At 71.9% G+C, this 14,084-nt stretch carries 11 protein-coding genes; 2 read left to right on the forward strand and 9 right to left on the reverse strand.

Annotation, left to right across the window (positions count from 1 at the left end; translation table 11 throughout):
• Positions 1 to 218: 218 nt before the first annotated feature.
• Positions 219 to 986, reverse strand: coding sequence for an SGNH/GDSL hydrolase family protein (locus CLV43_RS02950; RefSeq protein WP_106185361.1), 768 nt, complete (start codon positions 984 to 986; stop codon positions 219 to 221).
• 294 nt (positions 987 to 1,280) lie between these two features.
• Between CLV43_RS02950 and CLV43_RS02955 the strand changes: the two genes are divergently transcribed.
• Positions 1,281 to 1,715 carry a hypothetical protein gene (locus CLV43_RS02955; protein ID WP_146174625.1) on the forward strand — a complete coding sequence of 145 codons (435 nt, stop codon included), beginning with the start codon at positions 1,281 to 1,283 and terminating at the stop codon, positions 1,713 to 1,715.
• A 365-nt stretch (positions 1,716 to 2,080) separates the two neighbouring features.
• Here the strand turns inward: CLV43_RS02955 and CLV43_RS02960 are convergent, their stop codons facing one another.
• The 6 genes from CLV43_RS02960 to CLV43_RS02985 are packed head-to-tail and all read right to left on the reverse strand — an operon-like array spanning position 2,081 to position 8,910.
• Positions 2,081 to 3,094, reverse strand: coding sequence for an N-acetylglucosamine kinase (locus CLV43_RS02960; protein ID WP_106185363.1), 1,014 nt, complete (start codon positions 3,092 to 3,094; stop codon positions 2,081 to 2,083).
• Between the two features lie 52 nt (positions 3,095 to 3,146).
• Positions 3,147 to 4,415 carry a 6-phospho-beta-glucosidase gene (locus CLV43_RS02965; protein ID WP_106185364.1) on the reverse strand — a complete coding sequence of 423 codons (1,269 nt, stop codon included), beginning with the start codon at positions 4,413 to 4,415 and terminating at the stop codon, positions 3,147 to 3,149.
• Complete coding sequence (locus CLV43_RS02970; RefSeq protein WP_106185365.1) at positions 4,412 to 5,305, reverse strand: carbohydrate ABC transporter permease; 894 nt, start codon at positions 5,303 to 5,305, stop codon at positions 4,412 to 4,414. Before CLV43_RS02970 ends, CLV43_RS02965 begins: the two co-directional genes overlap by 4 nt.
• Positions 5,305 to 6,303: a carbohydrate ABC transporter permease gene (locus CLV43_RS02975; protein ID WP_211304204.1), complete on the reverse strand. Its 999-nt coding sequence runs from the start codon at positions 6,301 to 6,303 to the stop codon at positions 5,305 to 5,307. Before CLV43_RS02975 ends, CLV43_RS02970 begins: the two co-directional genes overlap by 1 nt.
• 10 nt (positions 6,304 to 6,313) lie before the next feature.
• Positions 6,314 to 7,654, reverse strand: coding sequence for an ABC transporter substrate-binding protein (locus tag CLV43_RS02980; RefSeq protein WP_106185366.1), 1,341 nt, complete (start codon positions 7,652 to 7,654; stop codon positions 6,314 to 6,316).
• Positions 7,655 to 7,671: 17 nt separating this feature from the next.
• Positions 7,672 to 8,910, reverse strand: a complete 1,239-nt coding sequence (locus tag CLV43_RS02985; protein WP_106185367.1) for an ROK family transcriptional regulator — start codon at positions 8,908 to 8,910, stop codon at positions 7,672 to 7,674.
• A 135-nt stretch (positions 8,911 to 9,045) separates the two neighbouring features.
• Here CLV43_RS02985 and CLV43_RS02990 point away from each other — a divergent pair, with 135 nt between their 5' ends.
• Positions 9,046 to 9,705, forward strand: a complete 660-nt coding sequence (locus tag CLV43_RS02990) for a DUF3159 domain-containing protein (protein WP_106185368.1) — start codon at positions 9,046 to 9,048, stop codon at positions 9,703 to 9,705.
• A 16-nt stretch (positions 9,706 to 9,721) separates the two neighbouring features.
• Here the strand turns inward: CLV43_RS02990 and CLV43_RS02995 are convergent, their stop codons facing one another.
• Positions 9,722 to 10,663: an N-acetylglucosamine kinase gene (locus tag CLV43_RS02995; RefSeq protein WP_106185369.1), complete on the reverse strand. Its 942-nt coding sequence runs from the start codon at positions 10,661 to 10,663 to the stop codon at positions 9,722 to 9,724.
• 74 nt (positions 10,664 to 10,737) lie between these two features.
• The gene (locus tag CLV43_RS03000) at positions 10,738 to 14,079 is read right to left on the reverse strand and encodes a S8 family peptidase (protein ID WP_106185370.1); all 3,342 of its coding nucleotides are present in this window, start codon (positions 14,077 to 14,079) and stop codon (positions 10,738 to 10,740) included.
• Positions 14,080 to 14,084: the final 5 nt, after the last annotated feature.

Below are 14,084 nucleotides of genomic sequence, written 5' to 3' on the forward strand. Positions count from 1 at the left end.
CCGCCGTCGGACAAGGCATCCTTGGCTTCGCCGTCGGACGGGGCATCCGCGCTTCGCGGCGGACAGGGCATCGGCTGGCGCCGACGAGGCCCCAGGCGCTTCGCGCCGGATGCGCGTTGGCGGGCTGCGCCCGTCGGGGGTGTTGTGCTTGCTTTGTGTGGTGTGTTGGTAAAAGGATCTTGTTGCTGCTGTTGGTGTTGCCGTTGGTGTTGCTTGTATTAGTCGCGGCTGATGGGTAGCAATTCCGGGCGCTTGGGGGCTAGGCCGTCGCCGGTGGATTCGCCGCGTACCAGGCGGCCGACCCAGGGCATGACGTGTTCGCGGGCCCATTTGAGGTCGCGGCGGCGTTGGGTCATCCAGTCGGATTCCTGGGCGGGGGGCCAGGGGGTGTTCCAGGGTTCCGGTGTTGGGAAGCCGAGGACTTCGGCTGCCCGTAGGGCTACGCGGTGGTGGCCTTCGGGGGAGAGGTGGAGTCTGTCCTCGCTCCAGGCTCGCTTGTCCTGGAGGATCGACATGGCCCAGAGGTCGATCATGTGGCAGTGGTAGCGGTCGGCGACTGACCACAGGTGGGTGTTGTAGATGGCGATCTTGCCGCGCAGCGAGCGCAGGAGCGGGGTGCTCTTGGTGTCGAAGCCGGTGAAGACGATGACCTCGCTGCCCGCGGCGCGGAGGTCGGCGACGCCGATCTCGTAGACCTCGGCGAGCGCGTCGGGGTCGGTGCCGGGGGTGAGGATGTCGTTGCCGCCGCCGCAGAAGGCGACGAGCTGGGGTTTCAGGGCGACCGCCAGTGGAAGCTGCTCTTCGACGATCTCGTGGAGGGTCTTGCCGCGGATCGCGAGGTTGGCGTAGCGGAAACCGTCGCGCTGGGTGGAGATCATCGCGGCCAGGCGGTCGGCCCAGCCCATGAAGTTGCCGTCCGGACCGGGGTCGTCCATGCCCTCGGTGAAGCTGTCCCCGATCGCCACGAAGCTGTCCAAGTCCTGCACCTGCGATCCCCTCCCTCTGCGCGGCCCGTGCCCATCCCCTCAGGGGCCGCGCGAACAGCATGCCTCCAGGTCGTTCGCCGTCGCCACCGAAGGTGATGGAACCGTAGACGCGGGACGACGTCGAGGTAAACCGAATTGGCGACGAATGGATTCCCGAACCCCTAGAACTCGTTATCCGCCCGTGTCTTTCCATCACTCTTTCGAGGGACGAGATGTGTGCATTGGGCGGTTTATCGCAATTCGGCCCCTACCCTTTGCGGTTTCGCAGACCAGTCGATCGCGCCTGGAGAGGCCGTGCACTTTCGTACACCCCTGCCCGTCATCTCCGTCGGGGCCGTCGCCGTGATCATGGGCCTCGCGCTCGGGATCGGGTTGGGCGGTTCGGCGGAGCAGCCGCAAGGCGGGAGCGGGAACGCCGACCCGCGCGGCAGCAACGACCCGGAACGCGGGCAGAGCGGCGGTGACCTGCCGCCGATGGACTTCGAGGGCAGGGTGAGCGGGTCGGCTTCGGCCTCGGCGCGGGTGTCGAGGACGTCCACGACCACGGGGTCCGCGTCGGCGGGGGCCAAGGAGTCGTCGGTGGCGTCCGAGCCGCGGCGCACCGAGGAGACGACCAGCGCGGTGGGGCTCACGTCGACGCCGGAGCTGCCCGCGCTGCCGTCGGTGCCGTCGGTCGCGGCGAGCTCGATCGTCGAGACGCCGTCGTCGGCCGCGCCCAGCAGCTCCTGAGCACCGGCACGGGGAAGCCCCCGCGGCCCGTCCCAAGTCGGGGGCGAGGGCGAGCCGCGAGGGCTGGTCGGGCCCGGTGCGGAGGAGCGCCGCCGCCGATCGACTCCTCCGCACCGGGGTCTTCCACCGGTACCCGGTGACCGGTAGCCCTAACCCGCGTCACCACCGCACCGGGAGCTTTGCCTGCGGTATTCCCGGAAACCCGAAGCGGCGGAGAACCGGTCGACCCGGCGGTGCGCGCACCGGGACCGGGCCCGGTGCGGGGTGGCGCCGCCGCCGATCGACCACCCCGCACCGGGGTCTTGGACCGGCGCGGGGGAGCGCCGCCGCCGATGACTCCCCCGCACCGGTGTCCGTGGGGCCGGTCAGCCGCCCGACGCGAGGTCGAGTGCCTGCTCGGCGGGCTGTTCGGCGTAGGCGGAGCGCAGCCGCAGCTCGGCACCGGGACCGCCGCCGATGGCGTCCAGGCCCAGCAGGGCCGCGCCGACCACCGGGGGCAGGTCGACGACGCGGATCCGCGCCATCGGAGCCGTGGCGGACAGGCGGTCGCGCACGGCGCCGACGACGATGTCGCCGGTGCCGGTCAGCACCCCGCCGCCCAGCACCACGTCCACCGGCTCCTCCAGCAGGTCCAGCCGCCCGAGCGACACCTCGGCCAGCACGATGACCTCCTCGACCAGCCGGTCCACGACGTCGAGCGCGACCCGGTCACCGGTCGCCGCCACCTCGAACAGCACCCGGCACAGCTCGTGCTCGTCCGCCTCGGCCTCGCCGAAGTGGATCCGCTCCACGGCGTCCGCCGCGGTCGCGGTGCCGAAGTGCGCGATGACGGCGGGCAGCAGGGCGGTGGGCGTGCCGCGGCCGTCCTCGGCGCGCACGGCCAGCCACAGCGCCTCGCTGCCGATGTGCCCGCCGCCGCCCCAGTCGCCGGAGATCCGGCCCAGCGCGGGGAAGCGGTGGGTGCGGCCGTCCGCGGCGACGGCGACGCAGTTGATGCCCGCGCCGCACACCACCGCGACCCCGATGCCGTCCGTCGTGCCCGCGCGGAGCAGCGCGAACGTGTCGTTGCCGACGACCGAGGTCCCCGACCAGCCGTGCCGCTCGATCTCCGCCTGGAGCTCCAGCTCCTCGCGGGGCAGGTCGGCGCCCGCGAGGTAGGCGGCCGTGTGCCTCGCTATCGGCTCGTCCGGGGACAGCCCAGCCTGCCGGGCCGCCTCGCGGACGAGCCCGTCGAACACCTCCAGGCTGCGCGCCAGGCCGACGTTCTGCGGTGACGCGCCGGGCCCGCGCACCTGCGCGAGCACCTGCCCGTCCGCGTCGACCAGCAACACGGCTGTCTTGCTGTTCCCGCCGTCGATGGCGAGCACCCGGTCGGTCATGCTTGCGAGCTCCTCGTGGGCCGGTGGCTGATCAAGGACGAGCGGACCCCGGTCAGGAGTCCTTCGCCCACGGCAGGAAATCCTCGTTCCGCGCGACGAGCTCGTCGGCGAGCCGCTCCGCGGTGGCGTACTGCCCGATCAGCGGGTGGGCGAGCAGCGCGGTCGCCACCCGGTCCCGACCGCCGTGCACGGCGGCCTCCAGCGCGAGGTCCTCGTACCCCGTCACGTTCGCGATCAGCCCGGAGAACAACGGCTCCACCGGTTCCACCGGCAACGGGACCGCGCCCTCGGAGGTGACCGCGGCGGGCACCTCGACCACGGCGTCGTCCGGCAGGAACGGCAGCGTGCCGTCGTTGCGCACGTTCACGACGTGCCGCTCGGCACCCGTGCCGCCGGTCAGCGAGTGCACCAGCTGCACCGCCGCCTCCGAGTAGAAGGCGCCGCCGCGCTGGGCGAGCTGCTCGGGCTTGGTCACCACGGCGGGGTCCGCGTAGATGGCCATCAGCTCCTCCTCGACCGCCGCGACGGTCTCCGCGCGCGGCGCCTCGACCTTCTGCTTCGCCACGACCTCGTCGTGGTTGTAGAAGTAGTTGAGGTAGTAGGAGGGCACCGCGCCGATCCGCCGCATCAGGGGCAGCGGCAGCCGCATGTGCTCGGCCAGCGCGTCCCCGTGCTCGCCGAGCAGCTCGGGCAGCCGGTCGACGCCGTCGACGACCACCCCGCGCTCCCACGTGAGGTGGTTGAGCCCCACGTGGTCGAGCCGGACGTCGTCCGCCCCGACCCCGAGCTGGGCCGCGGCCCAGCGCTGGAAGCCGATCGCCACGTTGCACAGCCCCACCGCGCGGTGCCCGGCCTGCAGCAGCGCGCGGGTCACGATGCCGACGGGGTTGGTGAAGTTCACGATCCACGTGTCCGGCCCGGCGACCGACCGCACCCGGTCGGCGATGTCCAGCACCACCGGCACCGTCCGCAACGCCTTCGCCAGCCCGCCCGCGCCGGTCGTCTCCTGACCGACGCACCCGCAGTCCAGCGGGAACGTCTCGTCCGTCCGCCGCGCCGCCTGGCCGCCGACGCGCAGCTGCAGCAGCACCGCCGACGCCCCCTCGACACCCTCCTCCAGGCTCGCGGTGGTCGTGATCCTGGCCGGGTGGTCCGCGTGCGCCAGCAGCCGCCGGGAGAACGGCCCGATGACCGACAGCCGGTGCGCGTCCGGGTCCACCAGCACGATCTCGTCCACGTCGAGACTGGTCCGGCGGCCCGCGATGCCGTCGATCAGCTCCGGCGTGTAGGTCGACCCGCCTCCGACAACGGTGAGCTTCATCCCTTGACTCCTGTGAACGTGATTCCCCGGACGAAGGACTTCTGCGCGAACAGGAACAGGACCAGGACCGGGATCAGGACCAGGGTGGTCGCGGCCATGGTGAGGTTCCACTGCGTCGCCCGGTGCATGCCGCGGAACGAGGCGAGCGCGATGGACAGCGGCCAGCTGTCCTGCCGTTCGCCGACGTAGAGCAGCGGGCCGAAGTAGTCGTTCCAGGTGTAGAGGAAGGTGAACAGCGACGCCGCCGCGATGCCGGGCCTGGTCATCGGCAGCAGGACGCGGTAGAGGATCTGGAACTCGTTGCAGCCGTCGATGCGGGCCGCGTCGAGGTAGTCCTCGGGGATGGTCAGGAAGAACTGGCGCAGCAGGAAGATGCTGAACGCGTCGCCGAGCAGGTACGGCACGATCAGCGGCCACAGCGTGCCGGTGAGGCCGGCACTGGCCCACATGCTGTACAGCGGCACGGCGACCACCTGCGGCGGCAGCATCATGGCGGCGATCAGGAGCATGAACGCGGCGTTGCTGCCGCGGAACCTGAAGCGCGCCAACGCGTACGCGGCGGGCACGCTGGACAGCAGCATGCCGGCGGTCGCGACCACCGAGTACAGCAGCGAGTTGCCGAGGTACGTCAGCATCGGCGCCTTCTCGAACACCAGCGCGAAGTTCTCGAAGTGCCACTCGGTCGGCCACATGTTCGACGTGAGCGCCTGGCGGTCGGACATCACCGAGGTGAGGAACACGAACACCAGCGGCACGGTGAAGATCACGCCCATGGCGAGCGCGACGCTGTGCACCGCGATCCAGTCGAGCAGCTGCCGCTTGTTCCTGGGGCGCCTGGGAACCGCCGTGGCCGGTGCGACCTTGGGCGGTTCGCTGAGCAGAGCGGTCATCAGCTCCTCGCCTCCTCGGAGTCGCCCGCCCGCAGCTGTCGGATCAGGATCGCGGTGAAGGCGAACGACACGATGAACAGGACCACGGCCATCGCCGAGGCGTAGCCCATGTGGTAGGCCCGGAAGCCCTGCTGGTAGAGCCAGACCGGGAAGGTGAGCGTGGAGTTGTTGGGGTAGCCCATGATCTGGCTGTTGCCGACCATGTCGGCCGACCCCGACGCGACCGAGCCCGCCACGATCGCCTGGGTGAAGTACTGCAGGGCGAAGATGACCGAGTTGACGACGCCGAACAGCAGCACCGGCGCGATCGTCGGCAGCGTGATCTTGCGGAACTGCATGACGGGACCGGCGCCGTCGAGCTGGGCGGCCTCGTACAGGTCCTTGGGCACGTCCAGGATCGCGGCCAGGATGATGATCATGATCTCGCCGGAGCCCCACAGCGTGAGCAGGGTCAGCGCGGGCTTGGACAGGCTGGGGTCGTTGAACCACAGCGGTCCGTCGATCCCGAACCAGCCGAGCACCGAGTTCACCGGGCCCGTGCCGGGGTTGAACACGAACACGAACGTCAGCGTCGCCGCGACCGGCGGGACCAGCGACGGCAGGTAGCACAGGGTGCGGAGCAGGCTGTTGCCCGTCGTCACGCGCGCCAGGACCGACGCGACGCCGAGGCCGAACGCCACCCGCAGCACCGTGAGCACGACGACCAGCCACAGCGTGTTGTACGCCGCGGTCCTGACCACCGGGTCGCCGGTGAACAGGTAGACGAAGTTGCGCAGGCCGACGAAGTCCGCGGTGTCGAGCCCGTTGTAGTTGGTGAAGGAGAAGTACACCGTCGCGAGCAGCGGGTAGACGAAGAACACCGCCATCCCGACCGCCCACGGCGCCAGGAACAGGATCACCCATCGGCGGTTGCGGCCGCGCACCCCGCCCCGCCTCTTCACGAGGGCGGGGCGGGTGGTCGCGGGCTCCGCTGCCAGGGTCGGCAGGGTCGTGGTCACGGGGTCGACCTCACTTGCCGAGCGCCTTGGCGTCGTCGATCTGCTTGTCCAGGTCCGCCAGGCCCTTGCCGAGGTCGGGCACCGTGCCGGTCTGCCACGAGACGCCGAAGTCGGACACGATCTTGAGGTACTGGTCGCCGATGGTGCTGGCCGGGTTCGACGTCAGGTTCTTGTTGGCGAACGCGTCGAGGAACGGCTTGAAGTTGTCGCCCAGCTTCAGGTCCGGGCTGCTCAGCGAGGTCTTGGTGCTGGGCACGTTGTGCAGGCCGTTGGCCAGGCCGACCAGGGCGTCGGTGTCCGACGTGAGGTACTTGATCAGATCCCAGGCCGCGCCGGGGTTCTTGGCGCCCTTGGGGATGCCGATGATCGTGCCGGTCGTGTAGCCGCCGCCGTGGTTCTCCGGCTTCGACGTCGGCAGCGTCGCGGTGCCGTAGTTCAGGCCGGGGGTCTGGTCGGCGAGGAACGCCGTGCGGTACTCGCCGTCGATCGCCATGGCGACCTTGCCCGCGTGGAAGCCGTTGTCGGCGGAGTACTCCTGGCCGAGGCCCGCGGTGAACTTCTGCAGGTTGTCCCAGCCGTAGAAGTCGACGAGCTCCTTCTGCCAGGTGAACATGTCCTTCCAGCCCTGGTCCTTGCCCAGGCTGGACTTGCCGTCCTTGTCGACCCACTGCGCGTTGAACATCGTGCCGACGATCTGCGGCTTGAACGCGTAGAAACCCATCTGCGGCAGGAAGCCCGCGACCTGGATCGAGCCGTCGGGGTTCTTCACGGTGAGCTTCTTGGCGTAGTCCAGCAGCTCGGCCGTGGTCTTCGGCGGCGCGCTCAGACCGGCCGCGGTGAGCAGGTCCTTGTTGTAGTACAGGCCGTAGACGTCGGCGAGCATCGGCAGGGCGACCCGGTTGCCGTTGAACTCGGTGTAGTCGAGCACGGCCTTCGGGATGTCGTCGAGGTCGTACTTGTCCCGCTCGATGTAGGGCTTCAGGTCCTGCCACGCGCCGCTGGACGCGAACTGGCCGATGTTGTCCGTGGTGAACGAGATCGCGACGTCCGGCGGGTTGCCGCTGCGGATCGACTGGGTGATCTTGTCGTCGTCCTGGCTGCCCTGGTTGTCGATGGTGATGTTGGTGTGCTTGCCGTGGTACTTGTCCAGCGCCTCCTTGACGATCCCCAGCTCGCGGTCGGAGAAGTTGCTCCAGACCTGGACCGTCACGGCCTGGTCCGCGCCGGGCGCGGCCGCGGGACCCGAGGCGCCGCCGCCACCGGCTGTGCACGCGGCGGCCAACACCCCTGCCGTCGTGACGATCAGAGCTGACCGGAAGCGAAGCCGCGAACGGCCTGGCCTGGTGCGCATTGGCCCTCCTGGGAGATTCAACGTCGGGTGGTGGGGGCGAGAACGGCCGCGTTGCCGTGGTGCGGGCCTCGGAAGGGTTCGGTCGTGGCGGCTGGAAGGCCGAACACCTGTTCCCTGGCGACGGAGAGCGCCGTGTGCAGTGCGCCGGAGCGCACCGGCTTCCCGGTGACCAGGGCGAGCTGTACGGGGGTGCGGGGCACCACCAGGTGGCGGATCTCCGCCGAGACGAGGTCGACCAGCGTCGTGCCGCCCGCCTGGGCGACGTCGCCGGAGAGCAGGACCAGTTCGGGGTCGAGCACGCTGATCACGCCCGCGACGCCGGTGGCGATGCGGCGGGCCAGGTCGACCAGGAACTCCCGGCCCGCGGGCCCGGAGCTCAGCGCCTTGCGCACGGCCGCCTCGCCGGTGCGGGCCGCGACGCCGTGCGCGCGGGCCAGCCGGACGAGGGCGCCGTTGTCGAGCAGCTCGCCGAACGTGCCGCCGGTGCGGTCGGTGCCGGTCTCGGCGACCGCCCGGTCCGGGATCTGCAGGCCGTCGATCTCGCCCGCGCCGCCGGTGGCACCGCGCAGCAGCACGCCGTTGACCACCACGGCCGCGCCGACCGCGTCGGCGGGCCAGATGAGGACGAAGTCGCGGACCTCGGTCGCGCGGCCCGCGATCATCTCCTCGACGGCGACCAGGTTCACGTCGTTCTCGACGGTGACCGTCGTGCCCAGCAGGCCGTGCAGCTCGTCGAGCAGGTCGAAACCGCCCCAGCCCGGCATGTGCGGGGCGTAGGCGAGCTTGCCGGTGGCCGGGTCCACCGCGCCGGGGCTGCCCACGACCACGTGGTGCAGCGCCTCCGGGGTCAGCCCGGCCTGGCCCGCGGCCTTGCTCACGGCACCGTGGAAGGCCTCCAGGACGTCTGACTTGGCCGCCTTCGGCATGGGGGCGCTGTGCTCGGTCAGCAGCGCGCCGGAGATGTCCGCGATCGCCACGTCCACGTGGTCCGGCGTGAGGTCCACCGCCGCGACGTGCGCGAGTGCCCCGTTCACCGACCAGAGCTGCGCCCGCGGACCGCGGCCGCCACCGCGCAAACCGTTGCGCAGCACCGTGTCCGACTCCTCCAGTCGGGTGAGCAGCTGCGCGGTCGCGGGCTTCGAAAGTCCGATGATGCCTTCCAGTTCGGCCCTCGTCAGAGGACCGTTGCGGAGTAGCGCCTCGATGGCCGCGCGGTCGTTGATCTCGCGCAGCAGCCGTGGACTTCCGGCTCGCATCGACTCTCCTGTCTGTTAACTTTCCAGACGATTTCGGGCAACCGTAGTTACGGGGGTCACATTCGTCAACACTCTTGCCGAACGCTGATGCGGGTCCGTTACCTGGGTAAGGCTCCCCTAAGGCAGGCTGGAGGCATGACCGAGAGCCGTCAGGAGTCGTTGGCCGAGCTGCTGGGTGGCCGGGGCGGGGCGCTGGACGCCTCCCTGCCCCCGGTGGCCTTCGTGCTCGGGTGGCTGGTGGCCGGGCAGTCCGTGGTCGTCGGCGCCTGGGCGGCCGTCCTGTGCGGCGTGCTCGTCGGTGTCGTGCGGCTGCTCCGCGGCGAACGCCCGCGCGCCGCCGTGGTGAGCGTCGCGATGGTCGTGATCGCCGCCCTGGTCGCCCTGCACACCGGCCGCGCCGAGGACTTCTTCCTCGTGCAGCTGCTGTCCAACGTCGCCAGCGCCCTCATGTGGGCCGCGAGCATCGTCATCCGGTGGCCGCTGCTGGGCGTCGTCGTCGGGGTCGTCATCGGCCAGAAGACCCGCTGGCGCAAGGATCCCGACCTGCTGCGCGCCTACGGCGTCGCCAGCTGGGCCTGGGTCGGGCAGTACGTGGTGCGCGTGCTGGTGTTCGGCGCGCTGTACCTCGCAGGCCAGGTGGTCGCCCTCGGCGTCGCCCGCGCCGCGCTGACGTGGCCGTTGCAGGCGCTGTGCCTCGCGGTCAGCTGGTGGCTGCTGCGGCGGTCGCTGCCGGACGACCACCCCGGCCTGCGCCACCCCCGGGTGCCCGGCGAGGTGGCGGGTGTTCCCGAGTAGCCGGGCTGTGGCAGCCCTAGGCGGGCCGCGGCGCCGTGGGCCCGAGCAGGTCGAGGGCGGCCAGCCACGCCGCCCCGGCCGCGCCCTCGGTGGCCACCCGGACGGTCGCCCCCGTCCGCGCCCTGAGCAGGCTCCGCAACCGGTCCCCGACCGGACTGGACGGTCCCACGAGACTGCCCACCAGCACGATCGGCGTCCTCTCGCCGGGTTCCCGAGCCGCCATCGCCGTGTCCGCCAACAACCGCGCCGCGGTGTCCACGATGTCCAGCGCGTGCGGGTCCTGGTCCGCGGCCATCGCGCTCACCAGCGGCGCGTACCGCGCCAGCCCGATCGGCGGCGAGCTGTTGACCACGGTGATCAACCGCGACCACATCCGCCGCCGCTGCGCGGTTTCCACCAGCGACATCCCCAGCACCGCCTCGGCCAACGCGGACAGCGGCTCGTCGGTCTCCAGCTGCCCCAGGGTGTCCCGGACCGCCGAGCGCCCCATCCAGAACGCCGACCCCTCGTCGCCGAGCAGCCACCCGTACCCACCGGTCGTGCCGCGCAGCTTGTGGTCGACGATCCGCGCGGCGATCGAGCCCGTCCCGGCGACCACGACCGTGCCGTCCGGTGACGCCGACCCGGCGGCGAACGCGGCCTCGCAGTCGGTGACCACGCGCATGGGGCAGCGCAGTCCGGCCTCCGCCCACGCCTTCTCGAACAGCGCGGCCACGGCGGGGTCGGTGAGCTTGCTGGAGCCCGCCATGCCGAGCACGCCGGACTGGACCTTCCGCACGTCCAGGCCCTCCAGGGCGGCGCGCAGGGCGTCGCCGATCTGGGAGGCCGCGCGGGCGGGCGGGTGGGAGTTGGGGTTGGCGCCGCCCGCCACGCCCGCTCCCAGTCTGGTGCCGTCCAGGTCCAGCACGACCGCCCTGGTAGCTGTGCCGCCGGCGTCCAGTCCCACCACGAAGCCCATTCGACCGAGTATGCCGAGAACCCGACGGGCCCGGCACACCCAAGTGGGTACGCCGGGCCCGTCGGTGGGAACGCTCAGTCGCCGGTGATCGGGACCAGCTGCGCCCGCTTGCCGGTGGCGTTGTGGTGGTGCAGCACGAGCAGTGTGTCCGCCTTGTCCGCGGCCAGCGCGGCGGGGTCGCGGGTGACCTCCAGGCTCGTCCCTCCCTTGGCCCGGTAGGACAGCGCCGCGGCCCCGTCGCCCTTCGTCCACGCGCCGGGCGCGAGCGGGTCGAACGACAGGGGCTGGGCGATCCGGTCCACGAACCCGTCGGCGTTGCCGGGCGCGGGGTAGTTGCCCTCGGTGCCGACCGTGTACGTGATCCGGTGCGACTGCCCGGCGGCGTCGATGCCCAGCGCCGCGAGGGACACCGGGAGGACGACCACGTCGGCGTCCATCACGTTCGTGTCCACGTCGCCGTACTGGCCGTTGACCGGCCGCTCGTCCACGACGGTCCCGTCGGCCGACTTCGTCCTGGCCAGCCACAGGTCCGCGGTCACGCTGCCGTTGGCGTCCTTGGGTTTCGCGACCTCGACGGTGAAGTCGGGCTTCCCGTCGCCGGTGGTGTCGACGGAGACCTTCGGCGTGTTGTTGCCGCCGAGCGTCACCCAGTCGCCCCACGTCACCACGCCGAACGCGAGCAGCGCCTCGGCGGGCGCGCCCGCGGCCCTGGCCTGCGGCGCGGTGGACGCGGCCCCGACGTAGCGCAGGTCGCCGCCCTTGGCCGTGGTGTTCACGGCGCAGTCGGTCTTCCTGGCCTCGTCGCAGTCGGGCAGCCGGTCGCTGGTCCCCTGGAGCTCGAACGCGCTGAGCAGCGAGCGGTAGGCGGTGTCGCCGGAACCCTGGTCCAGGCCGCGGCCGGTGATGTCGAGTACGCCCCGCGCGCCGGTGAACCGCGGGGTGCCCACGGCGGTGTCGCCGACGGGCTTCGGGGCCGCGTAGACCGGGACGCGCAGTGCCGTCCGCTCGCCGACGGGCCTGAGCAGCAGTCGTCCGGAGGCCTCGGCGAGGTACTGCCGGGCGTGGTCGGCCTGGACCTTCTCCAGCGTCGGGTCGGCGGTCTTGCGCAACGCCCCCGGATCGCTGATCCGCAGGGTCACCTCGACCTTCGCCACGCCGTGGGCGTCCACCCTGACCGAGGGCGTGGACGGCGTGAAGGACACGCCGGGCACGGAGGTGGCCGCCTGGTAGGAGACCAGCGCGGTCCGGGGCTGGTCGCCCTTGTTGACGACCTCGACCGTCCTGGTCAGCTCGACCGGGCCCGCCACCTCGACCGGACCGAACGAGACGCCCACCGGGCCGTGGTCGTCCTCGACCATCGCGAGCAGCTGCGTGTCGACGGCCGCGCGCGCGTCGACCCGACCGGCGCCGACCCGCATCGGGGCCTCCACCGTCCCGGAGGTGTTGTCGTCACCGGACTTCACGTCGGCGCCCGCGGTGTTCACGACCGCGGCCTTGACCTCCTCGGGCGACCAGTCCGGGTGCGTCTCGCGGACCAGCGCCGCGATGCCCGCGACGTGCGGCGAGGACATGGACGTGCCGCCCTTGCTCGCCGCGCCGGTCCCGGTGCCGACGTCGGCCGACAGGATCGTATCACCGGGCGCGGCGACGTCCGGCTTGGCCGCGGCCGCACCGCGCGACCCCCTGGAGGAGGACGGCGTGATGGTGTCCGCGAGCGTCGGGGTCGTGGTCGGCACGGAGTTGCGGAGGGCGCCGGTCATCCGCAGCCGCAGGGTGCCGTCGGCCAGCGCGGGCCGCACGGCCCTGGTGGCGGTGCCGGTGAGCTGGAAGACGGGGATGCCCGCGTTGCCCGCGATGCCGGCCAGGAAGTTGTCCCGCGTCGAGGACAGCACGACGCCCACCGCGCCCGCCGCCTCCGCGTTGTCGGTGCGCGCGCCCGAGCCGCACTTGCGGGTGGCGTCGCTGTCGTCCCACTCCAGCCAGGCGAGCTTCCCGGCCACGGCGGCCTTGTCGGCCTCGCTGAACGCGGCGCAGCCGTCCGGGTTGGCCGCGTCGGTCAGCGCGACCACCGGGCCGGTCAGGTCGAGCGCGTCGAACCCGGTGTAGTTCTGGCTGTACTGCCCCGGTTCCTGCCGGCCCGCGACCTCGACGCCGTCGAGCATCGCGAAGGCGTCCCTGGTGTTGGCGACGGCCAGCGCTTCCGGCGTGTTGGCGGGCGAGCCGCCCACGTCGTAGAAGTCGCCGCCGTTGCCCGCCGACGCCACCACGAGCACACCCGCGGCGGTGATCTTGCGGACGAACAGCGAGTCCGGGTCGTCCTGGGCGGAGAAGTCGCTGCCCAGCGACAGGTTCACCACGTCGAGGTGGTCGGCGAGGTCGCCGTCGCCGTTCGGGTCGAGCGTCCAGTCCAGGGCCTGCGTGGTCAGGTTGGTGCTGCCCTCGCAACCGAAGATCTTCAACGCGTAGAGCGACGCCTTCGGGGCGGTGCCGGGACCGATCTTCATCTTCGCCAGCGCGTCGGCGTCCAGGTCCGCGTAGTCGCCGGTGAACGTGGACCCGTCGGCGTTCTCGCCGTACCCCGCGGCCGTTCCCGCGACGTGCGTGCCGTGGCTGCCGCAGTCCAGCGGGTTGCCGTCGGGCTTCGGCGTGGACTTCTCCGGGTACCGCGCGTCGTAGTCGTCGCCCGCGAAGTCCTTGCCCCCCAGCACCTTCGCGGTGGGGAAGGACGCCGGGTCGACGGTGGTGCGGTCCACCGCGTCGTAGGCCGCGACCGTGCCGGGGCCGCCGAAGTCGGCGTGGGTGTAGTCGACACCGGTGTCGACGATGCCGATCCGGATCCCGTCGCCGAGGCGCCCGGTGTCCTGCCAGACCCGCAACGCCCTGGTGAGCTGCACGGAGCTGGCGTTCTGCACGACCTTGGGCACGCTCAGCCGCACGGACCTGACCTCGGGCATCGAGGTCAGCTCGCGGACCTTGGCCGCGTCGGCGGTCACCACGACCCCGGACACGGCGTTGGACGTCTTGCCGACCTCCCGCGTCGCGGAGTCCTTGGCGCGCAGCTCGCCGACGACCTTGTCGGCCGCGGCGTCGCTGAGTTCCCGCGCCCGCCGCACGGCACCCTTCGTCCGGTCGGGGTCCTCGCCCTTGGCCCGCGCGGCGGTGTAGGTCTCGACGGCGGGCGCCCCGGTCAGCTCGACGAACGCGGTCACCGTGCCGGTGGCCCTCGTGAGCGACTGGCCGATCCGCTCGGACGAGCCGCCGGCGGCGGGGGTCGCGGTGGCGGTGGGGACGGCTTCGGCGAGCGGTCCCGCGGCGGGGGCCGCGGTCGCGGCCCCCGCGGGGTGCAGGAGGGCGGCGGCCAGCACTGCTGAGGTCGCGAGCGCTCCCGCGGACCGGGTGGTCCGGTGGTTGTTCATTGACT

Source organism: Umezawaea tangerina, from assembly GCF_003002815.1.
GTDB classification, from domain to species: domain Bacteria; phylum Actinomycetota; class Actinomycetes; order Mycobacteriales; family Pseudonocardiaceae; genus Umezawaea; species Umezawaea tangerina.